Source organism: Streptomyces sp. NPDC090025, from assembly GCF_044748125.1.
GTDB lineage: Bacteria > Actinomycetota > Actinomycetes > Streptomycetales > Streptomycetaceae > Streptomyces.
On record NZ_JBIVFL010000001.1, the window covers coordinates 908,042 to 934,347 of the forward strand.

21 protein-coding genes are annotated in these 26,306 nt (G+C 72.8%); 12 read left to right on the plus strand and 9 right to left on the minus strand.

What is annotated here, in order from left to right; genetic code table 11:
• Positions 1–221: 221 nt before the first annotated feature.
• Positions 222–2,456 (plus strand): ATP-binding protein, encoded by a 2,235-nt coding sequence (locus tag ACIPXM_RS04360; RefSeq protein WP_401651769.1) that lies wholly within the window; start codon positions 222–224, stop codon positions 2,454–2,456.
• 130 nt (positions 2,457–2,586) lie between these two features.
• Here the strand turns inward: ACIPXM_RS04360 and ACIPXM_RS04365 are convergent, their stop codons facing one another.
• Positions 2,587–3,486: a hypothetical protein gene (locus ACIPXM_RS04365; RefSeq protein ID WP_401651771.1), complete on the minus strand. Its 900-nt coding sequence runs from the start codon at positions 3,484–3,486 to the stop codon at positions 2,587–2,589.
• A gap of 181 nt (positions 3,487–3,667) precedes the next feature.
• On the opposite strand from ACIPXM_RS04365, the gene ACIPXM_RS04370 reads away from it, so the two are divergent.
• The gene (locus tag ACIPXM_RS04370) at positions 3,668–4,081 is read left to right on the plus strand and encodes a hypothetical protein (RefSeq protein ID WP_401651772.1); all 414 of its coding nucleotides are present in this window, start codon (positions 3,668–3,670) and stop codon (positions 4,079–4,081) included.
• A 63-nt stretch (positions 4,082–4,144) separates the two neighbouring features.
• Positions 4,145–5,293: a glycosyltransferase family 39 protein gene (locus ACIPXM_RS04375; RefSeq protein ID WP_401651774.1), complete on the plus strand. Its 1,149-nt coding sequence runs from the start codon at positions 4,145–4,147 to the stop codon at positions 5,291–5,293.
• Here the strand turns inward: ACIPXM_RS04375 and ACIPXM_RS04380 are convergent.
• Entirely contained in the window at positions 5,265–5,672 is a 408-nt protein-coding gene (locus ACIPXM_RS04380) for a DUF192 domain-containing protein (RefSeq protein ID WP_401651776.1), read from the minus strand. The genes ACIPXM_RS04375 and ACIPXM_RS04380 overlap by 29 nt on opposite strands.
• Before the next feature lie 194 nt (positions 5,673–5,866).
• Between ACIPXM_RS04380 and ACIPXM_RS04385 the strand changes: the two genes are divergently transcribed.
• Positions 5,867–6,604 (plus strand): prepilin peptidase, encoded by a 738-nt coding sequence (locus tag ACIPXM_RS04385; RefSeq protein ID WP_401652497.1) that lies wholly within the window; start codon positions 5,867–5,869, stop codon positions 6,602–6,604.
• A 34-nt stretch (positions 6,605–6,638) separates the two neighbouring features.
• Positions 6,639–8,180, plus strand: a complete 1,542-nt coding sequence (locus tag ACIPXM_RS04390; RefSeq protein WP_401651778.1) for a DUF2079 domain-containing protein — start codon at positions 6,639–6,641, stop codon at positions 8,178–8,180.
• Positions 8,181–8,508: 328 nt separating this feature from the next.
• Here ACIPXM_RS04390 and mgrA read toward each other — a convergent pair whose 3' ends face one another.
• On the minus strand, positions 8,509–9,546 hold the full coding sequence (mgrA, locus tag ACIPXM_RS04395; protein ID WP_401651779.1) for an L-glyceraldehyde 3-phosphate reductase: 1,038 nt from the start codon (positions 9,544–9,546) through the stop codon (positions 8,509–8,511).
• A gap of 110 nt (positions 9,547–9,656) precedes the next feature.
• On the opposite strand from mgrA, the gene ACIPXM_RS04400 reads away from it, so the two are divergent.
• From ACIPXM_RS04400 to ACIPXM_RS04420, 5 genes are all read left to right on the plus strand, one after another.
• The gene (locus ACIPXM_RS04400) at positions 9,657–10,418 is read left to right on the plus strand and encodes an isoprenyl transferase (RefSeq protein ID WP_401651781.1); all 762 of its coding nucleotides are present in this window, start codon (positions 9,657–9,659) and stop codon (positions 10,416–10,418) included.
• Positions 10,419–10,848: 430 nt separating this feature from the next.
• Positions 10,849–12,171: a PhoH family protein gene (locus ACIPXM_RS04405; RefSeq protein ID WP_401651783.1), complete on the plus strand. Its 1,323-nt coding sequence runs from the start codon at positions 10,849–10,851 to the stop codon at positions 12,169–12,171.
• Between the two features lie 376 nt (positions 12,172–12,547).
• The gene (locus ACIPXM_RS04410) at positions 12,548–13,261 is read left to right on the plus strand and encodes a transglycosylase SLT domain-containing protein (protein WP_401651785.1); all 714 of its coding nucleotides are present in this window, start codon (positions 12,548–12,550) and stop codon (positions 13,259–13,261) included.
• Between the two features lie 320 nt (positions 13,262–13,581).
• Positions 13,582–15,117 carry an AI-2E family transporter gene (locus tag ACIPXM_RS04415; protein ID WP_401651787.1) on the plus strand — a complete coding sequence of 512 codons (1,536 nt, stop codon included), beginning with the start codon at positions 13,582–13,584 and terminating at the stop codon, positions 15,115–15,117.
• Complete coding sequence (locus tag ACIPXM_RS04420) at positions 15,114–15,818, plus strand: hypothetical protein (RefSeq protein ID WP_401651789.1); 705 nt, start codon at positions 15,114–15,116, stop codon at positions 15,816–15,818. Before ACIPXM_RS04415 ends, ACIPXM_RS04420 begins: the two co-directional genes overlap by 4 nt.
• A 112-nt stretch (positions 15,819–15,930) precedes the next feature.
• Here the strand turns inward: ACIPXM_RS04420 and ACIPXM_RS04425 are convergent, their stop codons facing one another.
• Together ACIPXM_RS04425 and ACIPXM_RS04430 are read right to left on the minus strand one after the other, a co-directional pair.
• A complete protein-coding gene (locus ACIPXM_RS04425; protein ID WP_401651791.1) occupies positions 15,931–16,464 on the minus strand; it encodes an alkyl hydroperoxide reductase in 534 nt (177 codons plus the stop codon).
• A 2-nt stretch (positions 16,465–16,466) separates the two neighbouring features.
• Positions 16,467–17,021, minus strand: a complete 555-nt coding sequence (locus tag ACIPXM_RS04430) for a peroxiredoxin (RefSeq protein WP_401651792.1) — start codon at positions 17,019–17,021, stop codon at positions 16,467–16,469.
• Between the two features lie 136 nt (positions 17,022–17,157).
• Between ACIPXM_RS04430 and ACIPXM_RS04435 the strand changes: the two genes are divergently transcribed.
• A complete protein-coding gene (locus tag ACIPXM_RS04435; protein WP_401651794.1) occupies positions 17,158–18,102 on the plus strand; it encodes a hydrogen peroxide-inducible genes activator in 945 nt (314 codons plus the stop codon).
• 67 nt (positions 18,103–18,169) lie between these two features.
• Here the strand turns inward: ACIPXM_RS04435 and ACIPXM_RS04440 are convergent, their stop codons facing one another.
• From ACIPXM_RS04440 to ACIPXM_RS04450, 3 genes are read right to left on the minus strand one after another with little or no spacing between them, the layout of a single operon-like run.
• Complete coding sequence (locus tag ACIPXM_RS04440; protein WP_401651796.1) at positions 18,170–20,599, minus strand: FtsX-like permease family protein; 2,430 nt, start codon at positions 20,597–20,599, stop codon at positions 18,170–18,172.
• Complete coding sequence (locus tag ACIPXM_RS04445) at positions 20,596–21,279, minus strand: ABC transporter ATP-binding protein (protein WP_401651798.1); 684 nt, start codon at positions 21,277–21,279, stop codon at positions 20,596–20,598. Before ACIPXM_RS04445 ends, ACIPXM_RS04440 begins: the two co-directional genes overlap by 4 nt.
• Positions 21,276–21,800: a PadR family transcriptional regulator gene (locus tag ACIPXM_RS04450; protein WP_401651799.1), complete on the minus strand. Its 525-nt coding sequence runs from the start codon at positions 21,798–21,800 to the stop codon at positions 21,276–21,278. Before ACIPXM_RS04450 ends, ACIPXM_RS04445 begins: the two co-directional genes overlap by 4 nt.
• A 282-nt stretch (positions 21,801–22,082) precedes the next feature.
• Here ACIPXM_RS04450 and ACIPXM_RS04455 point away from each other — a divergent pair, with 282 nt between their 5' ends.
• Positions 22,083–24,281 (plus strand): transglycosylase domain-containing protein, encoded by a 2,199-nt coding sequence (locus ACIPXM_RS04455; RefSeq protein ID WP_401651801.1) that lies wholly within the window; start codon positions 22,083–22,085, stop codon positions 24,279–24,281.
• A gap of 77 nt (positions 24,282–24,358) precedes the next feature.
• On the opposite strand, the gene ACIPXM_RS04460 is transcribed toward ACIPXM_RS04455, so the two are convergent.
• Positions 24,359–26,209 carry a SpoIIE family protein phosphatase gene (locus ACIPXM_RS04460; RefSeq protein WP_401651803.1) on the minus strand — a complete coding sequence of 617 codons (1,851 nt, stop codon included), beginning with the start codon at positions 26,207–26,209 and terminating at the stop codon, positions 24,359–24,361.
• Positions 26,210–26,306 lie beyond the last annotated feature (97 nt).

Here is a 26,306-nt window from a genome sequence, read left to right on the forward strand (position 1 = left end):
CCGTCGGCCGTACCGGCCGTACCGGCCGTGTCCTGGCGGAGTGGGGGAGAGGGGCGAGAGGGCGCTCCGGTGGATCCGGCGCCCGTGCCCTCGTAGGTGCAGCCAACCCGACGGGGCGGGAGCGGAACACGAAATCTCGCCTGCAAAACTGTGTCCCGCATACTTTTGCGGGTGAGGTGCGGCGCTGGGCGGCGCCACGTCGACCAGGGGATTTGTTCAGCATGGGTACCGGACGACCGGACACCGGCGATTTCGGCGCGCTTCTGCACGGTCTGCGGACCGGGGCGGGGCTGAGCCAGGAGGAGCTCGCGCACGCCGCGGGAGTCAGCGTGCGGGCCCTGTCGTACCTGGAGCGGGGGCGCTCGAGGGGGCCCCAGCGCCGTACGGTGCGGGCACTGGCCGCGGCCCTGGAACTCGACGAGGCGGGCGCCGGGGAGCTGGAGCGCGTCGCGAGCCTGGGCCGCCCCCGCCCGGCCGCCACGACGGACGTTCCGCCCCCTGCCACCGCACCGGACGCCGGGCGCACCGGTGCGCCCGACCTGCTGCCGCGCGCGCCGCGCGGTTTCCACGGGCGGGCGGCGGAGCTCGCCGAGCTGTCCCGGGCCGCCACGGGCGAGGCACCCGTCTGCCTCGTCGTCGGGCCCGCCGGGGTCGGCAAGACGGCGCTCGTCCTGCACTGGGCCCACCGCGGCCGCGCCGGATTCCCCGACGGACTGCTCTACGCCGACCTGCGCGGCTTCGGCGACACGGGCGAGCCGGCCCTCTTGGAGGTGCTGCGCGAGTTCCTGCCCGCGCTCGGCGTGCCGGACGGCCGGATACCGCAGTCGGCCAACGGCGCGGCCGCGCTGTTCCGCTCGCTCGCCGCCGACCGCCGACTGCTCGTGGTGCTGGACAATGCCCGTGACTCCGAGCAGGTCAGGCCGCTGCTGCCCGGTGGTCGCCACTGCGTCACCGTCGTCACCAGCAGGCACCGGCTGACGGGGCTGATCGTCACCGACACCGCCCGTCCCGTCTCCGTGGACGTGCTGGGGCCGCAGGACGCGACGATGCTCCTCGCCGGAGTGCTCGGCGCGGAACGGGTGGGAGCGGAGCCCGCGGCCGCGCGACGGCTGGCCGAGCTCTGCGACGGGCTGCCCCTCGCGCTGCGGGTGGTGGCCGCCCGGCTGGCGGGGCGGCCCGACCGGTCGCTGGAGGCGATGGCCGCCGAGCTGTCGGACGAGACACGTCGGCTGAGTCTGCTGGACGTGGAGGACACCGGTGTGCAAGCGGCGCTGCGGCTGACGCTGCAACAGCTCCCGCCGCAGGTCTCCCGCCAGTTCGCACACCTCGGCTGTCACCCCGGTACGCACGTCGACCGGTACGCGGCCGCTGCTCTTGCGGGTACGGACCTGGCGGCGGCCGAGGCGTCCCTGGAGCGGCTGACCGTCGCCCACCTGGTCACCGAGTCGGCGCCGGGGCGATGGACGATGCACGACCTCGTACGCCTCTACGCACGCAGCCTCTCCGCACACGGCCCCGACGTCGGCCCCGACGCGCTGAAGCGCGTACTCGACCACCACATCGCCACGGCCCTCGCGGCCGTGGCGGCGGCCGAGCCCGGCAACGAGGAGTGCTTCCCGATGCCAGCGGACTACCTGTCGCCCGTCGCCGTACGGGAGTTCGGGGACCGGTCCGCCGCCGTGGCCTGGTACGCGGCCGAGCGGGACGACCTCACGCTGGCGGTGGCCGCGGCGCACGCCGCCGGACTGCACGGCAGGACCTGGCGGATCGTCCTCCTGCTGTGGCCGCTGATCGTGTGGCGCGTGCGGGACGGCTGGGTCCCGCTCCTGGAGACCGCCCTCGAGGCGACGCGGGCCGACGACGACCAGCACGGCGAGTCCCGGGTGCTGAACGTGCTCGGCTGGGTCCTGACCGAGGAAGGACGCGTCCCGGAGGCGCTCACCCACCTGGCGACTGCCTGCGAGCTCGCCTCCCGGTCCGGCGACGCGGTGGCCGAGGCGAACGCCCTGATCGTCCTGGCCGTCGCGCAATCGTCCCTCGGCCACCTGGACGAGGCCGCGGCGGGTTGCGAGCGGGCGGTCGGGCTGGCCCGCGAGGCCGGGGACCGGACCATCGAGAGGCTCGCCCTGCAGCACCTCGCCCGCCACTGGGCCGACGCGGGCAGATGGCGCGAGGCCCTCGACACGGCGACCGTCGCCCTGGGCTCCGACGAGCGCCCGAGCACGGTCGACGTACCCCGGATCCTGCTCCTGATGATCAGGGGAGAGGCATTGCTGGGACTCGGCGACGAGGCCGAAGGCATCGCCCAACTCGACCTGGCGGCCCGAGAGGCGGAGTCCTCCGGCTACGAGGACGGCGCGGTACGCGCGCTCACCGCACTCCTACGGGTGTCGACGGACCCGGAACTCCAGGCCCGCCACGCCACGGCGGTCGCACGTCTCACGACGTGTTCGTGACCCACGGCCCGCCAGGCACTCGAACAGACGGTCGGCTTGTCGTTCATGGTGCGGCCTTCAGGGCATGATCCGAAAGACACGGCCTAAGAGCGCGGCGCGAGTTCGGCCAGCGCCGCCCGGACCGTCGACGTCATCCGGTCCGGGCGGCGGAACACCTCGTACGCCGTGAAGCGCAGCACCCGCCGCACCTCCGGGCAGCTCTGCAGCTCGTTGAAGCGGCGCACATCGCGCTCGTGGGCGGCGCGGGTGCCGTGGAAGGCGAAGCCCTCGATCTCGACGGCGAGATCGGCGGCCCGGAAGAACAGGTCGGGGCGCAGCGGGCGGCCGGACGGGTGCGCAGGGTCGGCTGGACCTCCGCGTGGAGGCCCGCGTCGGACAGCCGCAGCCGGGCGACTGTCTCGGCGGGGGAGCCCGAGCCCGGCACCGCGAGCGGCAGCCAGCGGCGGGCCGCCGGGCCGCCCGCGCGGCGGGGCGCGGCCAGTTCGGCGGCCAGCTCCGCCGCGCGCACCAGCGGCTCCCGGCGCAGTCCGGCGACGCGCCGGTGGGACAGCGCCGATTCCGCCACCACCACGGCCGCCTCCCGGCCGCCCGCGGCCCGTATCAGATCGCCGACCGTGCGCACCGCGGTCGTCACCCGCAGACCGCGCCTGGTCGCACAGTCCCGCTCGGTCAGCGCGCCCGAGCCGTGCACCCGTATCCGGCCATGAACGATCCGGCCGGAACTCGCCCGGCGCGCGGTGAACTCCAGCAGGTCCGCGCCCTCCTGCGCCCCGGGCGCCAGGAGCTCGACGCGGTGCACCGCGGCGGCCGTGCCGTGGCTGCACACCAGCTCGGGCCGCAGCAGCTGGACCGCCGCCGCCCGCACCCGCCAGTCCACCTCCTTCCCCGGGACCGCCCACGCGCCCCGGCAGAGCCGCTGCCAGCCCTCGCCGCGCAGCCGCCGGAGCAGCGTGCCGTGCGGCCGGCCCGCCGCGAGCGCCCACACCGTGAGCAGCACCCCGCCCCTGGCGAGCGTCCTCAACTCGTACATATGCCCAAGGTCCCACGGATGGAGGACACTTCGCGCCCCCTGTGGAAAACCCGACGAAAGACGCCGTAAGGAAAGCGCAAAAGCGACGGTACGGGGCACTTCGGCAGGAGCATCCTGAGATTCGGAGCTCCGCCGAACCCGCACCACCGGCACACTTCACAGCTTTCCGAACGGGCAAGCCATGACCCTCCAGACCGCCACTCCGACCCCCACCCCGACCCCCGACGCCGCCCCCGCCCCGGCGCCCGGCGTGCAACTCGTCAGCGACCTCGTCGCCCGGGTCCCCGAGTTCCGCCCCGTCTTCGACGCGCACGTCTTCCGGCAGGGGGACGTCCAGCCCCACGTGTTCTTCTGGGACGTCGTCCAGGGCACCGTCGGCGCCTTCCTCGGCGAGGCGGACTGCGCCGTCGACTGGCGGCGCACCCTGGAGTTCCTGGAGGAGCAGTCCGGGCGCGGCGAGACATGCGTCGACGACGTGATCGTCACCTCGTTCCTCGGCGACCTGCCGCACCCGCACGAGCCGGGCCACGCCATCGTCGGCCAGCTCGGCCCGGTCCTCGCCGCCCGCTTCCTGCGGCTGCGCCCCACCGGCTGAGCCCGGGGGAGCCGGGCCAGGCCGGGTCGGCCCAGGGGGTACCCGCGGCCGATAATCGACCGCATGTCCCGCACCACCCGCGCCCCCGCCACCGGCGCACCCGCCCCCGCCACCGCCGCGAAGCCGCCCTGGGCCGCCCTCGGCGGCTACGCCGCCACCCGCCTGCTCGGCCTGCTCGTGCTCGCCTGCTGGGCGGCGGCCACCGGCAAGGACGGGCTGCACCGGCTGCGCGGGCGCTGGGACGCCGTCTGGTACACCCGGATCGCCGAGCACGGCTACGGCCACCAGGTCACCCTGCCGCACGGCGAGATCCACTCCGACCTGGCCTTCTTCCCGCTTTTCCCGGCCCTGGAGCGGGCCGTCGCCGCCGTCTCGCCGCTCGACGCGGCGACCGCCGGGCTGCTCGTCTCCTGGACCGCCTCGCTCGCCGCCGCCTGGGGCATCCACGCGGTCGGCGAGCGGGTCGCCGGGCGGCGCGCCGGGGTGGTGCTCGCGGTGCTCTGGGGGGTGTACCCGACCGCGTTCGTGCAGTCGATGGCGTACACCGAGACCCTGTTCACGGCGCTCGCCGCCTGGTCCCTGTACGCGCTCCTGAAGGACCGCTGGCTCCTCGCGGGCGCGCTCGCCGTGCTCGCCGGGCTGACCCGGCCGACCGCCGCCGCGCTGATCGCCGCGATCGGCATCACCGCGATCGTCACCGTCGTACGGGAACGCCGCCTGCGCCTGCGGGTGCTCGCCGGGACGCTGCTCGCGCCGCTCGGCTGGCTCGGCTACGTCGTGTACGTCGGCGTCCGCGAGTCCAGCGCCACCGCCTACTTCGACGTCCAGGCGGCCTGGGGCAACTCCATCGACGGCGGCGTCGCGCTCGCCCGCTTCGTCGCCGGACAGCCCTGGCCCGCCGCGCTCGGCCTGTGCGCGGCGCTCGCGCTGCTCGGCTGGCTGGTGGCGCTGTGCGTGCGGCTGTGGCGGCGGGAGCGGCAGTCGCTGCCGGTGCTCGTGTACACGATCGCGGTGGTGGTGATCTCGCTGGTCGGCGCCGCGTACTTCGGGTCGCGGCCGCGCCTGATGATGCCCGCGTTCGGACTCCTGCTGCCGCCCGCGGTGGCGCTCGCCCGGCTGCGGACCCGTACCGTCGTCGCCGTCCTCGGCGTGCTCGCGCTCGCCTCCGCGGTGTACGGGGCGCTCACGCTCCTGGGTTCGGGCCCGCCGTGACGCCCTCGGTCCCGCCGTCGCCCCCACTGCCGGACGTCACCGAGACCGTCACCCCTGGCCGCAGCCCCCATCCGGTCATCGCCCCGCCCGCCGCCTCCAGGACGTGCCGGCCGCGCAGCCGCGGCATCCCGAGCCGGCCCGGCGGCATGGTGACGACGTCGAGGACCGTCAGCGAGCGGTCCAGATAGGCGACGTCGATCGTGAAGCGCATCCCGAAGGTGTGGACGCTGTTCGCCGGGGTGAGCAGCAGCACCCCCTCGACCCCGTCCCGGCCGAGCAGTCCGCGCCGCCGCGCCCGGTAGGAGGCCGCGACCTCCAACGGCACCGCGCCGCCCGGCGTCCGCAACCAGCCGGGCCCGTCCCGCCAAGTCCTCCCCATGGGCAGGACCCTAGGGCCTGTCTGACAGTTCCCGTCGGGTCCGGCCCGCCCGGCACGCACGCTCGCCGCACGGCCGAAACGCCCAAGTAGCTCCGCTACAAGGGCGCCCCGGCCGCACGCCGATCGCACGCACCGAACGACCCGGCCTGATCCGACGCGAATTGTCAGACAGGCCATAGGGTCACCTCGTGCCCATGCTCGCTCTCGCCCTCGTCCTGGCCGCCGCCCTCTGGGGCGCCGCCGCCGGGACCCTGGTGCCGCGGGCCGCCTACCGGCTCGCCGTCCCGCACGACGCCGACCGGCGGGCCGCGTGCCCGGCGGGGCACCCGTTCACCGGGCCCGGGCGTGGCTGGCTGGGCGGGCCAGGGCGGGCCGACTGCGCGACCACGCCCACGCCGTACACCGCCCCGCTGCTCACCGCGCTCGCCTGCGCCGCCCTCGCGGCCGCCGCGGGACCGCGCCCCGAGCTGCTGGTGTGGCTGCTCGCCGCGCCCGTCGCGACCCTGCTCGCCGTCGTCGACGTACGGGTGCACCGGCTGCCCGACGGGCTGACACTGCCGCTCGCGGCGGCGGTCCCGCTGCTGCTCGGACTCGTCGCGCCGCTGCCGTACGCCGCCGGGTCCTGGCTCCACGCGCTGCTCGGGGCGCTCGCGCTCGGCGGCGGCTATCTGCTGCTGTTCCTGCTGCACCCCGACGGGATGGGCCTCGGCGACGTGAAACTCGCCGTGCCGCTCGGCGCGGCCCTCGGCTGGTACGGGTGGACGGTGCTGTTCCTCGGCGCCTTCGCCGGATTCCTGCTCGGCGCGGTGTACGGGCTCGGCCTGGTCCTCGCCCGGCGGGCCGGACGCGGCGCGGCGATCCCCTTCGGGCCCTTCATGATCACGGGCGCGCTTCTCGGGCTGCTCCTCGGCGCGTTCACCGCGGTGCCCTGACCCCACCGCCCTAGCATCACCCCATATGTCACAAATGCGGACCATCGATGAGTCATCGTCACCGCACGCGCGCGTAGCGGCCGTTTCCGGCACCCCGACCGCGCCCACCCCCCATCCCTGGTACCGAAGACCCGCCCTCATCCCCTGGGCCTGGGCCGCCACCCTCTGCCTGCTCTACGCCACCGTCGCCGTCCGCCGCCACGTCCTCATGCGCACCACCGGCTACGACCTCGGCATCTTCGAACAGGCCGTCCGCGGCTACGCCCACCTCGGCGCCCCCGTCGCCCCCCTGCGCGGCGAGAACTTCAACCTCCTCGGCGACCACTTCCACCCGCTGCTCGCCGTGCTCGCCCCCCTCTACCGGGTCTTCCCCTCACCCCTCACCCTGCTCGTCGCCCAGTCCGCGCTGCTCGCCCTCGCCGCCGTACCCCTCGTGCGCTGGGCGATCCGCGTCGTCGGCCCGCGTGCCGCCCACGCCGTCGCCGCCGGATACGGACTCAGCTGGGGCATCGCCTCCGCCGCCGCCTTCGACTTCCACGAGGTCGCCCTCGCCGTACCCCTGCTCGCCTGGTCCCTCGAAGCACTCGGCCGGCGCCGCTGGCGGGCCGCTGTCGGCTGGGCCGCGCCGCTGCTCCTCGTCAAGGAGGACCTCGGGCTCACGCTGGCCGCCGTCGGCGGCTACATCGCCCTCAAGAACCGCAAACAGGCCGGGGAGGGGGAGGGGGAGAACCGCCGGGGGCGCCGCCTCGGCTGGGCCACCCTCGCCGTCGGACTCCTCGGCTCCGCCCTGGAGATCAAGGTCCTGCTGCCCGCCCTCGACATCACCGGCGGCTACGCCCACGCCGGCCAGCTCGCCGCCCTCGGCCACGCCCCCCTCGACCTGCTGCGCCCCGACACCAAGGCCACCACCCTCATCCTGGTCTTCGCCCCGTCCGCGCTGCTCGCCCTGCGCTCCCCGCTCGCCCTGATCGCCCTGCCCACCCTCGGCTGGCGGATGGCCTCCGAGAACGGCTTCCACTGGGGCACCGCCTTCCACTACAGCGCGATCCTGATGCCGGTGGTGTTCGCCGGACTCCTCGACGTCCTCGACCGGCCGGCCGCTCGGTCGCAAGTGCGGGGCGCGCTCGCCACCGTCCTCGCCGTCACCGCCGTGCTGCTCCCCTCGTTCCCCCTCGCGCAACTCGCCCAACGCGCCACCTGGCACACCACCCCCCACCTCACCGCCGCCCGCGAACTCCTCGCCCGCATCCCCGACGGCGCCACCGTCGCCGCCTCCAACCGGCTCGCCCCCCAGCTCACCGCCCGCTGCACCGTCGTGCTCTTCCCGACCTTCCCCGTCGACGGACGGCTGTACGAGTACCGGCGCACCGACCTCCCGGCACCCACCGCCGAATGGATCGTCCACGACCCCGAAGCCCCCGAAGCCTGGCCCTACCGCCGCGGCCACTGGCCCTACCCCCCGGAACAACAACGCGCCGAGCTCGCCCGCGCCCAGCGCGCCTACGGGTACCAGGTCGTCGCCCGCCGTGACGGCATCACGCTCCTGCGTCGCCACCACCCCGCCACGGCTCCCTGACCAGCGTCTCCCCCCACCCGGCACGTCAACCCCGGACACCGGGGCAGGGGTCCCCCGTGGGAGGTACGGATACGCCGCCACGCCCGGGCACAAACCCGCCACACACCTTCACAACCCTTGTGGCACTTGGCCTCCGGGCCATCCGACCGCGATCCGTCCGCGCGGCTGGCACACAGGACGACTAATGAAGGGTTATGGTGGAAACCCCCCCTCGGGCCGGTCCGTATCCCCCCCACGGACCGGCCCGTTTTTTGTTTTAAAGAAAGGGAGCCCGCACCCGACGGCGCAGGCTCCCCGGTTTAGCGGCCCTTCAGGTCTTCGGAGGGACTCAGCCGCGGCCCGCCCAGATGTTGGTGCCCGCCGTGTCCACCGCGAAGGAGTCGATCTCCTTCAGCTCCGCCTCCGTCAGCGGCGCCGCCGCCAGCGCCGCCACGTTCTCCTCCAGCTGCGCCACGCTCGACGCGCCGATCAGCGCCGACGTCATCCGCGGATCGCGCAGCACCCACGACAGCGCCAGCTGGGCGAGCGACTGGCCGCGGCGCTCCGCGATGTCGGCCAGGCCGCGCAGCCGGCGCAGGACCTCGTCGGAGAGCAGGTTCGGGTCCAGGGACTTGCCCTGGGTGGCCCGGGAACCCTCCGGGATGCCCTTCAGGTACTTGTTGGTGAGCAGGCCCTGCGCCAGCGGCACGAAGGAGATGCAGCCCATGCCCGCCGCCTCCAGGGTGTCGAGCAGGCCGTCCTCCTCCGTCCAGCGGTTGATCATCGAGTAGGACGGCTGGTGGATCAGGGCCGGGACGCCCATCTCCTTGAGCAGCCGCGCGGCCTCGGCGGTCTGCTCGCTCGTGTACGACGAGACACCCACGTACAGCGCCTTGCCCTGCCGCACGGCGGAGGCCAGCGCACCCATCGTCTCCTCGAGCGGGGTGTCCGGATCGAAGCGGTGCGAGTAGAAGATGTCGACGTAGTCGAGGCCCATCCGCTTCAGGGAGGCGTCGAGCGACGACATCAGGTACTTGCGGGAACCCCACTCGCCGTACGGGCCGGGGTGCATCTCGTACCCGGCCTTCGTCGAGATGATCAGCTCGTCCCGGTACGGCGCGAAGTCCTGCGCGAACAGCTTGCCGAAGTTCAGCTCGGCCGAGCCGGGCGGCGGCCCGTAGTTGTTCGCCAGGTCGAAGTGGGTGACGCCCAGGTCGAAGGCGCGGCGCAGGATCCCGCGCTGGGTGTCGAGGGCGCGGTCGTCGCCGAAGTTGTGCCACAGGCCGAGCGAGATCGCCGGGAGCTTCAGGCCGCTGCGGCCGGTGCGCCGGTACTCCATCGCGTCATAGCGGGCCGGGGCGGCGAGATACAGGGGGGAATCAGTCACGTATCTCTGCTTATCACGGACTTGTGACAGTCCCGGGCTGGGAGTGGCTTACCCGACCGCAGTAATGTGGCCGCCTCGGGGGCCGACACTGCATGGAGGGGTTAAGAACAGTGAACCTGCGCGACCTGGTGTACGGGCTCTACGCACGCCGGGTGGAAGGCCGCCTCGACCACGCCGCGGTGCCCAAGCACATCGGCGTCATCCTCGACGGCAACCGGCGCTGGGCCAAGGCTTCAGGTGGTACCCCCGAGCAGGGACACAAGGCCGGCGCCGACAAGATCCAGGAGCTGCTCGGCTGGTGCGCCGAGACCGACGTCGAGGTCGTCACGCTCTGGATGCTCTCCACCGACAACCTGAACCGCCCCGAGGCGCAGCTGGTCCCGCTGCTCGCGATCATCGAGGACGCGGTACGGGCGCTCGCCGCCGACGGCCGCTGGCGGGTGCACCACGTCGGCACCCTGGACCTGCTGCCCGAGCGTACCCAGTCGGTGCTCAAGGAGGCCGAGCAGGCCACCCACGACAACACCGGGATACTCGTGAACGTCGCCGTGGGCTACGGCGGCCGTCAGGAGATCGCCGACGCGGTCCGCTCGCTGCTCCTGGAGCACGCCGAGCGCGGCACCAGCTTCGAGGAGCTGGCCGAGATCGTCGACGTCGAGCACATCTCCGAGCACCTCTACACCCGCGGCCAGCCCGACCCCGACCTGGTCATCCGCACCAGCGGCGAGCAGCGCCTGTCCGGGTTCATGCTCTGGCAGAGCGCGCACTCGGAGTACTACTTCTGCGAGGTGCACTGGCCGGCCTTCCGCAAGGTCGACTTCCTGCGGGCGCTGCGCGACTACGCCGCCCGGCACCGGCGCTTCGGGAACTGACACCCCCGACTCCCCTTCTTCCCGGCCCCTTCTTCCCGGCCCCTCCGGCCCCTTCTTCCCGGCCCTTTCGGCGGTCCCGGAGCGGAACCCCCGCCACCTCCCGCACGGCTGGATCATCCGTCACCCCCTGTTCACGAACACGCCGTCATATGCCCCTGCATGACGGCCCATGTTCGAGGGCATATCCCAGGTGAAGTGAGCGGCACGGAGACCGCCACCCGGGAGGCCCTTTGCACCAGGACGACCGTGCAGGACATGTACGGACGAAGCGGAGGGCCGGTGCTCGGCCCGCGCATCGGTGCCTGAGCCCGGTCCCATTCCGCCACGACACCACCGCCGTGGCGAGCGATCCCGCACCTCGCGTGCTCGCCCGCCCAGGTCCTGTCGCACCCCGACCTCACAGGGGTCCTCGAAGGGGGTCTGTCCTTCCGTGGTGACCAGCACGAAGCGCCGCTTGTCCGACAGGCGCACCTATGTTCTCGACACCAGCGTCCTGCTGGCCGACCCCAACGCGATGTCCCGGTTCGAGGAGCACGAAGTGGTGCTCCCGATCGTCGTCGTGACCGAGCTGGAGGCCAAGCGCCACCATCCCGAGCTGGGTTACTTCGCCCGGCAGGCGCTCCGCCTGCTCGACGACTTCCGGGTTCGCTACGGGCGGCTCGACTCCCCTCTCCCCATCGGGGAGCTGGGCGGGACCCTCCGCGTCGAGCTCAACCACTCGGACCCCGGGGTCCTGCCCGCCGGTTACCGGCTGGGGGACAACGACTCCCGGATCCTCGCCGTCGCCCGCAATCTCCAGGCCGAGGGGTACGACGTCACCGTCGTCTCCAAGGACCTGCCGCTGCGCATCAAGGCGTCGTCGGTCGGTCTGCTGGCCGAGGAGTACCGCGCCGAACTCGCCATCACCGACTCCGGCTGGACCGGCATGTCGGAGCTCGCGCTCTCCGCAGACCAGGTCGACCTGCTGTACGACCAGGAGACGCTGTACGTGCCGGAGGCCGCCGAGCTGCCCGTGCACACCGGGCTGGTGCTCCAGTCCGAGCGCGGCAAGGCGCTCGGCCGGGTCGGGGCCGACGGGTCGGTGCGCCTGGTGCGCGGCGACCGGGAGGCGTTCGGCATCCGGGGCCGCAGCGCCGAGCAGCGGATCGCGCTGGATCTGCTGCTCGATCCGGAGATCGGCATCGTCTCGATGGGCGGCCGGGCGGGCACCGGCAAGTCCGCGCTCGCGCTCTGCGCGGGCCTTGAGGCGGTCCTGGAGCGCCGGCAGCACCAGAAGGTGATGGTCTTCCGGCCGCTGTACGCGGTGGGCGGGCAGGAGCTCGGCTATCTGCCGGGCACCGAGGCCGAGAAGATGAGCCCCTGGGCGCAGGCGGTCTTCGACACCCTGTCGGCCGTCGCGGGCCGTGAGGTCATCGAGGAGGTGCTGAGCCGGGGCATGCTGGAGGTGCTGCCGCTCACCCACATCCGGGGCCGCTCGCTGCACGACGCGTTCGTCATCGTCGACGAGGCCCAGTCCCTGGAGCGGAACGTCCTGTTGACCGTTCTGTCCAGGATCGGGGCGAATTCCCGGGTCGTGCTCACCCATGACGTCGCCCAGCGCGACAACTTGAGGGTGGGCCGGTACGACGGGATCGTCGCCGTGGTGGAGAAGCTGAAGGGGCATCCGCTGTTCGCCCACGTCACGCTGACCCGCTCCGAGCGCTCGCAGATCGCCGCGCTTGTGACCGAAATGCTGGAGGACGGGCAGATCTGATCCGGTTCGCCCCTTTGTGGGCCCCGTAAGGGAGTTGGCGCCGCCCGGCGAAGCGCGAGAGCTTAGCCGGGCGGCGCCGCGCTGTCTCGAACAAACGCCAAATCCCGCACGTACAGCCAGGTGTGAGCTTTCACACGCAACGTGGAATTGCCTTGCGGCGTCGGCGTCCGGCAAAGTCTTGCTTCCGTCAGGCCCCGCATACGGCACACGTGCACCCCCAGCGGTGCTGCACCACACAACTCAACAGCCGTCGTCGTATGCCGCCCACAGCACCACGGGCCCGTGTCTTCTGTGACCCAGCAGTACGGAGACCAGCGTCAGGGGCACGATTTCGCCCGCGTGGTCACCATCTCGGGCGATTGTGGAAGGAAACCGTGTGAGCCGGATCTCGGTCCGGGGATTCGCAGTGGCTTCGGCCACCGCGGTCACCACCGTCGGCGCTGTGGTCGGTGTTGCCTCGGGCAACACGGCGCAGGCTTCGGACGACAACTTCGAGGCCACCGCGGCCGACAGCACGCTGCTCGCGGACATCCCCGCCGGCCATCAGGCGCAGGTCCAGGTCTCCTCCCTCGCGGAGCAGGCCGACGTCCAGGCCGCCGCCGCCGACTCCCTCGCGCGCAAGTCCGCCGAGGAAGCCGCGCGTCTGCAGGCCGCCAAGGACGCCGAGGCCAAGAAGAAGGCCGCCGACAAGGCGGAGGCCGACGCGAAGGCCGAGAAGGAGCGCAAGGAGGCCGAGGCCGAGCGCGCCAGCCGGTCCGCCGTGCGCGACGCCACCAGCTTCTCCGCCCAGGGGTCCTACAGCGTCGCCGACGTCAAGGCGATCGCCCGTCAGATGATCCCGGCGGACCAGTTCCAGTGCTTCAGCAACATCGTGAACCACGAGTCCGGCTGGAACTACCGCGCCACCAACGCCTCGTCCGGCGCCTACGGCCTCGTCCAGGCCCTGCCCGGCTCGAAGATGTCCAGCGCGGGTGCCGACTGGCGCACCAACCCGGCCACCCAGATCAAGTGGGGCCTCAGCTACATGGACGGCCGCTACGGCAGCCCCTGCGGCGCCTGGTCGTTCTGGCAGGCCAACCGCTGGTACTAGGGCCTGTCTGACAGTTCCCGTCGGGTCCGGCCCGCCCGGCACGCACGCTCGCCGCACGGCCGAAACGCCCGAGTAGCTCCGCTACAAGGGCGCCCCGGCCGCACGCACCGAACGCCCCGGCCTGATCCGACGCGAATTGTCAGACAGGCCCTAGGCAGCGCCCAGGACCGGCCCGGTCCACGGCCCGAGCCGCGCCCGGTATCCGTACCGGACCCCGCTCAACCTCGCGAAGCCCCTCGCCGTCCTTCGGTGGGGGGCTTCCGCGTGCGCGGGGTGTAGGTTCGAGGACCCGAGCGGGGGAGTGGGGGAGAGGGAAGAGCATGTCGAGACTGCCAGGCTGGCTGCACCGGGTGGGCGAGAGCCTCAGCCGGGTCGGCGACCGACTTGACGAACGGCGGGCGCGGGCCGAGCGCGACGACCCGCTGGGTCCGCCCTACGCCGTACGCACCGCCGCCGCCTCCGGCCCGCGCCCGGAGCCCCGGCCCGCCGCCCCCGCGACCACGCCCGGAGCCGGACCCGGCACCGGAACCGGACCCGGCACCCCACCCGGAGCCGCGGCCAGGACCGCGCCCGCCGGGCCCGCCGTACCGGAGACCCCGGCCCCGGCCCCCGCCCAGGCCCCGGCCGCCGAGGCCGGGCCCGACGCGGACCCCCGGCACGAGCCCGCCGCCGGCACCGTGCCCGCGCCCCCCTCCTACGCCCCCGCCGTCGCCGCCCGCCCCGACCCGATCGCCGTCATCCCCTGGGGCATGCGGGTCGCCGCCGAGGCGGGCTGGCGGCTGCTCGTCCTCGCCGGGACCGTCTGGGTCCTGATGAAGGTGATCAGCTCCGTGCAGCTGGTCGTCCTCGCCTTCGTCGCCGCCCTGCTCATCACCGCGCTGCTCCAGCCCACCGTCGCCATGCTGCGCCGCCGCGGGCTGCCGCGCGGCCTCGCCACCGCCCTCACCGCCGTCACCGGCTTCGTGATCATGGGTCTGGTCGGCTGGTTCGTGGTGTGGCAGGTGATGGACAACATCGACAGCCTGTCCGACCGGGTCAAGGACGGCATCGAGGAGCTCAAGCGCGGGCTGCTCAACAGCCCGTTCCACGTCACCGAGCAGCAGATCAACCAGATCGCGAAGAACCTCAGCGACACCATCGGCGCCAACACCGAGCAGATCACCTCCGCCGGACTCGCGGGCGTGACCGTGATCGTGGAGGCCATCACCGGCATCCTGCTCGCCATGTTCTCCACCCTCTTCCTGCTCTACGACGGCAAGAAGGTCTGGGAGTGGACGCTGAAGCTGGTGCCCGCGCAGGCCAGGCCCGGCCTCGCGGGCGCGGGCCCGCGCGCCTGGCGGACGCTGACCGCCTATGTCCGCGGCACCGTGCTCGTCGCCCTGATCGACGCCGTCTTCATCGGCCTCGGGCTGTGGATCCTCGATGTGCCGATGGCCGTGCCGCTCGCCGTCTTCATCTTCCTGTTCGCCTTCATCCCGCTGGTCGGCGCCGTCATCTCCGGCGCCCTCGCCTGTGTCGTCGCGCTCGTCACCAACGGCCTGTTCACCGGCCTGATGGTGCTCGTGGTGGTGCTCGCGGTGCAGCAGATCGAGGGCCATGTGCTCCAGCCGTTCATCCTCGGCCGGGCCGTCCGGGTCCACCCGCTGGCCGTGGTCCTCGCGGTCGCCGCGGGCGGCCTCACCGCCGGGATCGGCGGCGCCGTCGTCGCCGTCCCGCTGGTCGCCGTCGCCAACACGGTGGTCGGCTACCTCCGCGCGTACAGCAGTGAACAGGCGCTGCGCGCCGCCCCCGAACCCCGCGGTGCGACCGCCCACGAGATCGCCCCGACCCCGGCACCCGGCAGGATCGAGCCATGATCTCCGAACCCGAACTCGTCGGCGGCGCGGAGTTCTCCGCGCCCGGGACCGCCCTGCACGAGCCCCCGCCGCCGCCCCCGGCCGAGCCGCCGGGCCCGGGGTCGCGGGCCCGCCGCCCCTGGCTGTGGGCGGTCGGCGGCGCCGTCGCCGCCTCGGTCGTCTGGGCCGGTGGCCTCTACGCGTACGACCGGCAGAACGAGACGACAGGACCCGATCTGCGCGGCTACCGGGCCGTCGAACCGTGCCAGGTGGGTGCCTTCCACGGCCTCGCGGCCGCCCTCGGACCGCGCGGCGAGGCCACCAACCCGATGGTCCTCGACGAGTCCGCCCTCTACAGCACCAACTGCCTCGTGCAGCTGGAGGCGAAGCCGGTGCCGTACGAGCTGGAGGTCACCTACCGGCTGCACCGGGTCATCGACCCGCGCCCCGAGTTCGAGGCGCTGATGCGTGACCCGATGATCGGCGGCGGCGACCGGATCGACGGCATCGGCGACACCGCGTTCGTCAACGACGACGACACGGCCATGACCCTCGACGTCGTGGACGGCCAGGCGGAGCTGCGGCTGCGGGTCAGCCCCTCGCTGACCTGGGACGGCAAGGGCGAGCCGCCCGCCCCGCCGAAGCTCGACCCGGCCGCGCTGCGCACCTATCTGGTGGAGGACGCGCGCGAGCTGATGAAGGAACTGAAGAAGCAGAGGTAGGAGAGCGGCGGCGGGTACGGGGAAGGGCCCGGGGTTCAGATGAACCCCGGGCCCTTCCCCGTACAGCGGTACAGCAGTACGGCCGTACGACGGTGTGACCGTACGGCGGGAACTACTCGGCCAGCACGGCCTCGGCGTCCAGCGTCGCGCCGACCGCCTGGATCACCGCGGCGATCTTGACGGCCTCCTGGATCGTCTCGCGGTCGACACCGGCCTTGCGCAGCACCTGCTCGTGCGAGTCGAGGCACTGGCCGCAGCCGTTGATCGCGGAGACGGCGAGCGACCAGAGCTCGAAGTCGACCTTCTCGACGCCCGGGTTGCCGATGACGTTCATCCGCAGTCCGGCGCGCATGGTGCCGTACTCCGGGTCCGAAAGCAGGTGCCGGGTCCGGTAGAAGACGTTGTTCATCGCCATGATCGCGGCGGCGGCCTTGGCGGCCTGGTACGCCTCGGGCTTCAGGTTCTCCCGGGCCTCCGGCTCCAGCTCCTTGAGCACCTTCGGCGAACGCGAGGCGATGGCGCAGGCGAGCACCGTGCCCCACAGCTGCTGCTGCGGGAGCTCGCTGTTGCCGATGACCGAACCGAGGTTCAGCTTCAGGTCCTTGGCGTAGTCCGGGACGGCGGACTTCAGCTCATCGAGGGCCATGCTCACTCACCGGCCAGCAGGGCGCCCGCGTCGAGGGTGTCCTCGCCCTTGTTCCAGTTGCACGGGCACAGCTCGTCGGTCTGCAGGGCGTCGAGGACCCGCAGGACCTCCTTGGGGTTACGGCCCACGGAACCGGCGGTCACCATCGTGAACTGGATCTCGTTGTTCGGGTCCACGACGAACACGGCACGCTGCGCGAAGCCGTCCTCGCCCTCGACGCCGCAGTCGCGCATGAGGTCGTGCTTGGAGTCGGCGAGCATCGGGAAGGGCAGGTCACGCAGGTCGGCGTGGTCCTTGCGCCAGGCGTGGTGGACGAACTCCGAGTCGCCGGAGACGCCGAGGATCTGGGCGTCGCGGTCCTGGAACTCGTCGTTCAGCTTGCCGAACGCGGCGATCTCGGTCGGGCAGACGAAGGTGAAGTCCTTCGGCCAGAAGAACACCACGCGCCACTTGCCCTCGTAGGACTTGTGGTCGATCTGCTCGAACTCCTTGCCGCTCTCCAGCGACACGCAGGCGGTCAGGTCGTAGGTGGGGAACTTGTCACCGACAGTGAGCACGCGCTCTCCTTGCATGGCGGAAGCATCCCTTTTGAGGGCTTCCATGAGGGGTTGGACGTGCTTCAGCATGGCACGGAGTGCATTGATCAGTGAAATAGCTAGAGTGGGTCAGGTTGATCGAAGGCGGTTATCAGTGATGTCAGCACGACGGGTGAAGCAGCCCAGCCTTTCCCAGCTCAGAGCATTCGCGGCGGTCGCGGAGCAGCTCCACTTCCGGGACGCGGCGGCGGCCATAGGGATGAGCCAGCCGGCTCTCTCGGGCGCGGTGTCGGCCCTGGAGGAGGCACTGGGTGTCCAGCTCCTTGAGCGTACGACCCGGAAGGTGCTGCTCTCACCCGCGGGGGAGCGGCTCGCCGTCCGGGCGCGGGCCGTGCTCGACGCGGTGGCCGAGCTGATGGAGGAGGCGGAGGCCGCGCAGGCGCCGTTCACCGGGGTGCTCCGGCTCGGCGTGATCCCCACCGTCGCCCCCTATCTGCTGCCGACCGTGCTGCGGCTCGTCCACACCCGCTACCCCCGGCTCGACCTCCAGGTCCACGAGGAACAGACCTCCTCGCTGCTCGACGGGCTCGCCGCCGGACGGCTCGACCTGCTGCTGCTCGCGGTGCCGCTGGGCGTCCCCGGGGTCACCGAACTGCCCCTGTTCGACGAGGACTTCGTACTCGTCACGCCCGACGGGCATCCGCTCGCGGGGCGCGCCGACATCCCGCGCGAGGCGCTGCGCGAGCTGAAGCTGCTGCTCCTGGACGAGGGGCACTGTCTGCGCGACCAGGCCCTGGACATCTGCCGGGAGGCCGGGCGCACCGCGGGGACGCCGGTGACGACGACCGCGGCGGGCCTGTCGACCCTGGTGCAGCTGGTCGCGGGCGGGCTCGGGGTGACCCTGCTGCCCAGCACCGCGGTGCAGGTGGAGACCGCCCGTAACACCGCCCTGTTCACGGGGGTGTTCGCCGATCCGGCGCCGACCCGCCGGATCGCGCTCGCGATGCGGACGGGAGCGGCCCGCCAGTCCGAGTTCGAGGAGCTGGCGGGCTCGCTGCGGGAGGCGATGCGCCGCCTCCCGGTCCGGATCGTCACGCCCTGACCGATCCTTGTCGGACCCCTGCCGGGACCCGGCCCTTCAGGTCCCGGGTCCCGGCGGGGCCGTACCGCTACTCGGTCCGCAGGCCGTCGGCCCGCATGAGCCGCCACAGCATCGGCAGGCTGAACAGCGTCACCAGGGCGATCAGGGCCGCGCCCACCCCGGCGATCGGCAGGAACGCCCACCAGTCCTCGACCTGCTTGCCGATCAGGCGCAGCAGCGCCACTCCGAGCGCGAGGCCGCCGCCCACCGCGAGCGCGAGGCCGAGCACGATCGGCACCGCCGTCTGCCACAGCACCGACCAGCCGAGGGTCGAGCGGCGGGTGCCGAACGCGACGAGCGCGGAAAGGAGTCGCTTGCGCTCGCGCAGCTGCTCCAGGGTGGTGACGAGCAGCGACACCGCGACGAGCAGCATGGTCAGGGTGGCGCCGACCAGGATGCCGGTGCGCACGCTGGAGTACTGCGAGTCCCGCTCGATGTTCTGCAGGGCCTGCACCCGGGTCAGCGGGTCGAGCTCGGCCACCGTGTTCCGTACGTGCTCGGCGGCGTCCGGCACCGTCGGGTCGAGCTGGACCATGGCGTGCGCCTGCGGCCGGTCGAGCAGCTTGGCGTCGATCGCCTTCGGCGTCGCGAACACGCCGAACTGCATCTGGCCCATGGGGTCGAGGCGCGAGTCGACGGTCCGCGCGTCGGCCGGGATCCGCCAGGTCGCCCTGCCGCCGCGCTTGCCGCCCTCGCCCAGCGCGACGGTGGCGCCCGCCCGCGCGGTCGAGGTGACCCAGGAGTCGTCGGGGCCGCCGTCCTCGCCGTGCGTCAGGGCGATGAAGACGTCGCCGTCGGTGCAGGAGGCGGGCAGGTGAGCCAGTTCCTTCAGGGAGGAGCAGTCGCCGACCACCAGGGAGGTGATGCCGCCGACGTCGGCGCCCTTGGGGGAGGGTTCGATCCGCCACACGTCGGACTCCAGGGTGCCGATGACCCCGGTGACGCCGGGCGTCTTCGACAGCGCGGCGATCGCCTCGCGGGCCGTGTTCCCGTTCTTCGCGGCGACCCGGGTCTCCAGCTGGGCCCGCGCGGTGTCCATGTTGGTGGGCCGCATGAAGTCGTTCTGCATCGCCTGGAACAGCATGGTCAGCGCGATCGCGCCAGCCGCCGCGACGACGATGCCGCTGACCGCGCGGGCGGCCGTGCCGCTGCTCAGCTGGAGCCTGCGGATCGCCAGCTGCCAGGCGACCGGGCCGCCCCGCAGCCGCTTGACCAGGGCCTCCACCAGCCAGGGCAGCAGGGTGGTGAGCCCGACCAGGGCGAGGGTCGCGCCGAGCGCGATGCCCGCCGTGTTGATCTCGGTGGCGGAGACGTCCACGCCGCTGACGGTCGGGATCAGCACGCCCGCGCCGATGACGAGCAGCAGCACCCGCCACAGCAGGCGGCGCGGCTTCGGGGTGGCCGTGCGCACCACGCCGAGCGGTTCGATGGTGACCCCGCGCAGCGCGACCAGGCTGACCACGACGGCGGCGACCGGCACCACGCCGATGATCACGGCGGCGAGCCAGGGCAGCGGGGAGACGTCCGACGGGAAGGCGTTGACGTCCCAGATCTGCACGGTCCCGGCCAGCTGCCGGGCCGCCGCGAAGAACCCGGCGCCGACGGCGAGGCCGAGCAGCGCCCCGGCGAGCGACTCACCGGCCGCGATCCGCCGGGTCATCCCGGAGTCGGCGCCGACCAGGCGCAGGGCGGCGAGCCGCCGGTCGCGCTGTTCGCCGCCGAACCGGACGGCGGTCGCGATGAAGACGAGCACCGGCAGCAGCAGCACCACACAGGCGATGACGACGAGCAGCAGCAGGAACGCGTTCATCGGTTCCTCGGGCACCGACCAGCCGTACTCGGTGGCGCGGCCGTCGTAGTTGTCGGTGGTGAGGGTGCCGGACCCGGCGACGTACCGGAGTTCGGCCGGGCCGATCAGTCCCGGCTGTTCCAGGGTGCCGACGATCCGGTACGGGAGCCGGTCCTTGAGCAGCGCGCCCTCGGGCGAGCCGAGCAGATCGCGCAGCGCCTGGGAGGCGAACATCTCGCCGGGCCCGGGGATCCGGTCGGCGCCGGGCGGCACGGCCGCCTTCGGGCCCTCGGCGCGCAGCACGAGCCCGGTCACGGTGTCGCCGTGGTACGTGGTCTCGTGGCTGGTGTGCAGGAAGGTGTCGGGGCCCGGCTTGTGGACCTCGTAGCTGGCGTCGGGCTGTCGCGCCGACTCCCGCACCTCGCGCTGGAACAGCATGTTCGGCAGCGAGGCGGCGACCAGGAGCAGGGCCACGCCGAGGCCGATGCCGGTGGCGGTGAGGACGGTGCGGAGCAGTCCGGCCCGGCCGCCGGTGACGGCGAACCGGGCGCCGAAGCCGAGGTCGCGCGCCCAGCCGAGGACGCGGGGCGTGGGGCGGGGGCCGGGGCGCGGGTCCGGGTCCGTCGTGGGGCCCGGGGCGCCGTCCCTGGTCAGGGTCGTACCGCTCATGCCGCCCACTCCGCGTCGCGCACGCTGCCGTCCCGCACCACGATCTCGCGGTCGGAGTAGGCGGCGACCCGGGCCTCGTGGGTGACGAGGACGACGGCCGCGCCGGTGTCCCGGGAGGCGTCGGTGAGCAGCGACATCACGCGCTCGCCGTTGAGCGAGTCGAGGGCGCCGGTCGGCTCGTCGGCGAAGATCACCCGCGGCGCGGTGACCAGCGCGCGGGCCACCGCGACCCGCTGGCCCTGGCCGCCGGAGATCTCGCCGGGCCGCTTCGCGGCCACGTCCTCGACCTCGAGCCGGGCCAGCCACTCGCGGGCCCGGGTCTCGGCGGCCTTGCGGCGCTCGCCGTTCAGGCGCAGCGGCAGGGCGACGTTCTCGACGCAGGTCAGTTCGGGCACCAGCTGGCCGAACTGGAAGACGAAGCCGAAGTCGGAGCGGCGCAGCGCGCTGCGCCCGCCGTCGGTCAGGGCGGTGAGCTCACGGCCGTCGTAGTGGATGGTGCCGCTGTCGGGGCGGACGATGCCCGCGAGGCAGTGCAGCAGGGTCGACTTGCCGGACCCGGAGGGGCCCATCACGGCGACGACCTCGCCGGCCCGCAGGCTGAAGTCGGCACCGGCGAGCGCGGGCGTCGGCCCGTACGCCTTGGTGACGGCGGTGGCCTTGAGCAGGGGGGCGGTGGTCATCGGCGGACCTCCTCGGCGAGCCGGTCGAGCCGGGCCGCGGTCAGTTCGAGCCAGCGCAGGTCGGCTTCGAGGTGGAACAGGGCGTGGTCGCAGATCAGCTGGTCGGCGAGGTCGCCGTCCTTCTTGCGCCGGGTCAGCTCGCGCATCAGGCGCAGGTGCTCGGTGCGCTGGGTGTCCAGGATCTCGGCGGCGGGCCGCTCGGTGAGCAGGGCGAGGACGACCTTCGTGTAGAGGGTCGACTGGAGGTACGGCTCCGGCTTCTCGGGTGTCGCCAGCCAGGCGGCGACATCGGTGATGCCCGCCTCGGTGATGGCGTACCGCTTGCGTTCGGGGCCGCCCCCCGCCTCCACGCCGTCGACCTCGACGAGGCCGTTCTTCAGGAGCCGGGACATGGTCGAGTAGACCTGGCCGTAGTGCAGCGGCCGGTCGTGGCCGAAGCGCTCGTCGAAGGCCCGCTTGAGGTCGTAACCGTGGCGTGGGCCGGACTCCAGGAGACCGAGAAGGGTGTGACCGATGGACATGTCGGTCACTGTACACGGGGTGTATACCCCCGTTGTATAGCGGTTCCGGGGTGGCCGGGTGCGCGGAAATCCCAGGTGACACCCCTCGAACGCACAGCCAGGGACGCTCGGGGGGCAACCATCGCCGCCTTCTGAGCGTCGGTTCCGTCGGGGGTGGGTGCTGATTCTCACGCCCGGAAAAGTCCGATCGATCGCCCTTTGTCGTGATGGGCGGTGTTAGCTTTCTGAGCTGATTCGACGACGGACGACGGACGACGCGGGACGAGCGGAGCGAAGAAGAACATGGGTCGGACGGGCAAGAGCCAGGCGGGGAAGCGCGGGCGCATACGCCGCCTCTTCACCTGGAAGAAGATCCTGGGCACCTTCTTCGTGGGCTGCCTGCTCGTGATGGGCGGCTGCTACGTCCTCTACAAGATCGTCCCGGTGCCGGAGGCCAACGCCGACGCGACCCTCCAGAGCAACATCTACAAGTACGCCGACGGCAAGCTCCTCGCCCGCACCGGCAAGATGAACCGCGAGATCGTCGGCCTCGACAAGGTCCCGCTCGACGTCCAGCGGTCCTTCGTCGCCGCCGAGAACAAGACCTTCTACAAGGACAACGGCGTCGACATCAAGGGCACCGCCCGCGCCGCCTGGAACACCCTCACCGGCAAGGGCAAGCAGGGCGGCTCGACGATCACCCAGCAGTACGTCAAGAACTTCTATCTGAGCCAGGACCAGACGGCGACCCGCAAGCTCAAGGAAATGGTCATCGCCATCAAGGTGGACCAGCAGATGGAGAAGAGCGAGATCCTCGCCGGCTACATCAACACGAGCTACTACGGCCGCAACGCCTACGGCATCCAGGCCGCCGCCCAGGCGTACTACGGCGTCGACGCCACCAAGCTCACCGTCGGCCAGGGCGCCTACCTCGCCTCGCTGCTCCAGGCCCCCAGCCAGTACGACTGGGCCAACGCCAGCACCAGCGGCCGCAAGCTCGTCGAGCAGCGCTGGAACTACGTCCTCGACAACATGGTCGGCGAGGGCTGGCTGGACGCCGGGCAGCGCGCCGGGATGAAGTTCCCGGTCCCGCAGAAGCCCAAGGCGCCCAAGGGCCTGAGCGGCCAGAGCGGTTACCTCGTGGAGGCCGCCAACCAGGAGCTGATGCGGCAGGGCGTCAGCGAGGAGGACCTGAAGGCCGGCGGCTGGACGATCACCCTCAACATCGACGAGGACAAGCAGAAGGCCCTGGTCAAGGCGGTCGAGAAGGAGCTTGAGGCCAAGCTCGACCGCAAGGGCGACAAGAAGGACGCCACCGTCCAGGCCGGCGCCACCTCCGTCGACCCGAAGACCGGCGCGGTCGTCGCCATGTACGGCGGCGTCGGCGCCACCGAGCACTGGACCAACAACGCCACCCGGCGCGACTACCAGCCCGCCTCGACCTTCAAGCCGCTGGTCCTCGCCTCCGCCATCGACAACGGCTCCGAGACCCAGGACGGCCGCAAGATCGGCCTCGGCACGATGTACGACGGCAACAGCAAGCGCAAGGTCGTCGGCAGCAGCATCCCGTTCGCGCCGGAGAACGAGGACGACCGGAGCTACGGCCAGGTCACCGTCCAGAAGGCCACCAACAGCTCGATCAACTCGGTCTACGCCCAGATGATCGTGGACGTCACCCCGGCCAAGACCAAGGAGACCGCCCTCAAGCTCGGCATGAAGGACGGCGAGGACTTCGGCGCCACCCCGGCGATGTCCCTCGGCGTGATGGGCGCCTCCACCATGGACATGGCCGGCGCCTACGCCACCCTCGACAACCACGGCGTCAAGGTCACCCCGACCCTGGTGAAGTCCGCCGTGCACAAGGACCGCAAGGCCGAGCCGGTGAAGTCGATCGGCGACCAGGTGATCACCCGCAAGGCCGCCGACACCACCACCAAGGCCATGCAGGGCGTCGTCCGCTCCGGCTCCGGCACCCGGGCCGCCGGTGACTACGCGGCCGCGGGCAAGACCGGCACCTCGGAGAACAACCGCTCCGCCTGGTTCGTCGGCTACACCCCCGAGCTGGTCACCGCCGTCGGCCTGTTCGGCGAGGACGCCAAGGGCCAGCAGGTCACCCTGACCAACACCATCAACGAGGGCCGCGCCAACGGTGGCCGCACCCCGGCCCAGATCTGGGGCGCGTACACCACCTCGGCGCTCGACGGCGGCTCGGACGCGGCCTTCGACCTGGAGACCGACGGCAGCGACGGCGGCTTCGACAGCGGCAGCACGCCGACGCCGACCGCGACCACCGACGGCTCCCCGTCGCCGACCCCGACGCGCAGCCACGAGAACACCACCCCGCCGCAGCCGCCGACGCCGACCGGCACCACCCCGACGCGGCCGACGCCCACCGGCACCACCCCGCCGCCGCCGACGCCGACCCCGACGAAGACCGGCGACCCGACGACCGCGCCGCCGCCGGACGGCAACGGCGAGAACTCCGACGGCCGCTTCAACTGACGGACCCGGACACGGCGAGGGCCGGACCCCCGAAGGGGGGGTCCGGCCCTCGCCGTGTCCGGGCAGGTGTACGGCGCTCAGCGCGTCGCCAGCTCGAACCACACCACCTTGCCGCCCGAGAGCCGCGTCGCACCCCAGCGCCGGGCCAGCCGGTTCACCAGGAACAGCCCGCGCCCGCCCTCGTCGGTGTCCCGCGCCCGCCGCTGCCGGGGCAGCTGCGGCGAGTCGTCGCCCACCTCGCAGCGCAGCACATCGGTACGCAGCAGCCGCAGCGTCACCGGCCGCTCCGCGTACCGCACGGCGTTCGTGACCACCTCGCTGATCAGCAGCTCCACCGAGTCCGTGAGGTCCTCCAGGTCCCAGCGGGCCAGCGCCCGCCGGGCCAGCCGGCGGGCCCGGCCCGGGGCCGCGTCCTCCGGTTCCAGGAACCAGTACGCCACGTCGCTCGGCGCGATCCCGTCGAACCGCGCCGCGAGCAGCGCGATGTCGTCGTCCCGGTCGCCGGGCCCGAGCATGTCGAGCACGTCGTCGCAGAGCGCTTCGAGCGGCGGCGAATGGTCGGGGCCGGTCAGCTGGGCGGTCGCGGCCAGCCGTTCCCGCAGCTGCTCGATCCCGGTCCACACGTCCCGCAGCCGCGACTCCACCAGACCGTCGGTGTAGAGCAGCAGGGTGGCCCCGGCCGGGGCGTCGAGCTCGACCGCCTCGAAGTCCACCCCGCCCACGCCGATCGGCGCGCCCGGCGGCACCCGCAGCACCTCGGCCCGGCCGCCGAGATGCAGCAGTATCGGCGGCGGATGGCCCGCGTTGGCGATCGTGATCCGGTGCGAGACCGGGTCGTACACCGCGTACATGCAGGTGGCCATGCGGTTCTCGCCGAGCCGCTGGGCCTGCTCGTCGAGGTGGTGGAGCACCTCCTGCGGCGGCAGGTCGAGCCCGGCCAGGGTCTGCGCGGTGGTGCGCAGCTGGCCCATGATCGCCGCCGAGGTCATGGAGTGGCCCATGACGTCGCCGACGACGAGCGCGACCCGGCTGCCGGGCAGCGGGATCGCGTCGTACCAGTCGCCGCCGACCCGGGCGGTCTCCGCCGCCGGAAGGTAGCGCGAGGCCAGCCGCACGCCGGTCGGCTGTGGCAGCGAGTCGGGCAGCATGGTGCGCTGGAGCTCGTCCGCGATGTACGCCTCGCGCCCGTACAGCACGGCCTTGTCGATGCCGAGCGCCGTGTGCGTCGCCAGCTGGGCGGCGACGAGCAGGTCGTTCGGCTCGAACCCGGCGCGCTCCGGGCGGCGCAGGAACACCGCGGCGCCGATCACCCGGCGCCGCCCCCGCAGCGGCGCGAGTATGGCCCGCTGCCCGCCGGGCACCGGATGGTCCGGGCCGAGCAGTTCGGGCAGCGCGGCCCGGGCGGCGGGGGAGTCGCCGGGCACCGGCCGTACCCCGCGCAGCACCTCGGCGAGCGCGCTGCCCGAGCGGACCTCGCACAGGTCGGCGGCGGGCGTCGGATCCGGATCCGGTACGAGCACCAGCTCCTCGCCCTCCAGGTCCGTTAACCGCAGCCGGTCGGTGCGCCGCAGCCGCAGCACGAACGGCTCCGCCGGGCGTTCGTCGCCCACCGGCAGCGGATCGCGCAGATAGACCAGGATCGCGTCGGAGAAGGTGGGGACCGTCGCCCGGCACAGGCCGAGGACGATCTCGTCGAGGTCGAGGCCGCGCGCGATCCGCCGGGTCGCGGCGCCCACGAACCGCAGCCGGTCGCCCTCGCGGCGCGCGGCGGCGCCGTCGGGCCCCGGCTGTCCGCCGCTGCCGCCGGGAGCCGGCGCGGGCACGGCGACAGCGGCCGCCGCCGCCCCGTCCTGGCGGGGGCGGGTGCGTTCCTGCGGCCGGTCGGCCATCGCCTTACGGCCTTCGTGGGAGGTGGGATGCTCCGTCACGCCTGGGATTCCGTCCGTCCGGGCCGGTGGTGCGTTGCACGCGCTCTTCTCGCCGATGCCGCGCCTTCGGCGGCCCTAAACCACCGGCGCGCGACCG

Excerpts from the sequence above, each read along its gene's own strand:
- ACIPXM_RS04440 (WP_401651796.1), bottom strand. The coding sequence starts at position 20,599 with ATGAGCGGTACGACCCTGACCAGGGACGGCGCCCCGGGCCCCACGACG.
- ACIPXM_RS04425 (WP_401651791.1), bottom strand. The coding sequence starts at position 16,464 with ATGGCCCTCGATGAGCTGAAGTCCGCCGTCCCGGACTACGCCAAGGAC.
- ACIPXM_RS04435 (WP_401651794.1), top strand. The coding sequence starts at position 17,158 with ATGTCAGCACGACGGGTGAAGCAGCCCAGCCTTTCCCAGCTCAGAGCA.
- ACIPXM_RS04420 (WP_401651789.1), top strand. The coding sequence starts at position 15,114 with ATGATCTCCGAACCCGAACTCGTCGGCGGCGCGGAGTTCTCCGCGCCC.
- ACIPXM_RS04365 (WP_401651771.1), bottom strand. The coding sequence starts at position 3,486 with ATGTACGAGTTGAGGACGCTCGCCAGGGGCGGGGTGCTGCTCACGGTG.
- ACIPXM_RS04380 (WP_401651776.1), bottom strand. The coding sequence starts at position 5,672 with ATGGGGAGGACTTGGCGGGACGGGCCCGGCTGGTTGCGGACGCCGGGC.
- ACIPXM_RS04360 (WP_401651769.1), top strand. The coding sequence starts at position 222 with ATGGGTACCGGACGACCGGACACCGGCGATTTCGGCGCGCTTCTGCAC.
- ACIPXM_RS04415 (WP_401651787.1), top strand. The coding sequence starts at position 13,582 with ATGTCGAGACTGCCAGGCTGGCTGCACCGGGTGGGCGAGAGCCTCAGC.
- ACIPXM_RS04375 (WP_401651774.1), top strand. The coding sequence starts at position 4,145 with ATGTCCCGCACCACCCGCGCCCCCGCCACCGGCGCACCCGCCCCCGCC.
- ACIPXM_RS04385 (WP_401652497.1), top strand. The coding sequence starts at position 5,867 with ATGCTCGCTCTCGCCCTCGTCCTGGCCGCCGCCCTCTGGGGCGCCGCC.
- ACIPXM_RS04445 (WP_401651798.1), bottom strand. The coding sequence starts at position 21,279 with ATGACCACCGCCCCCCTGCTCAAGGCCACCGCCGTCACCAAGGCGTAC.
- ACIPXM_RS04450 (WP_401651799.1), bottom strand. The coding sequence starts at position 21,800 with ATGTCCATCGGTCACACCCTTCTCGGTCTCCTGGAGTCCGGCCCACGC.
- ACIPXM_RS04455 (WP_401651801.1), top strand. The coding sequence starts at position 22,083 with ATGGGTCGGACGGGCAAGAGCCAGGCGGGGAAGCGCGGGCGCATACGC.
- ACIPXM_RS04370 (WP_401651772.1), top strand. The coding sequence starts at position 3,668 with ATGACCCTCCAGACCGCCACTCCGACCCCCACCCCGACCCCCGACGCC.
- ACIPXM_RS04390 (WP_401651778.1), top strand. The coding sequence starts at position 6,639 with ATGCGGACCATCGATGAGTCATCGTCACCGCACGCGCGCGTAGCGGCC.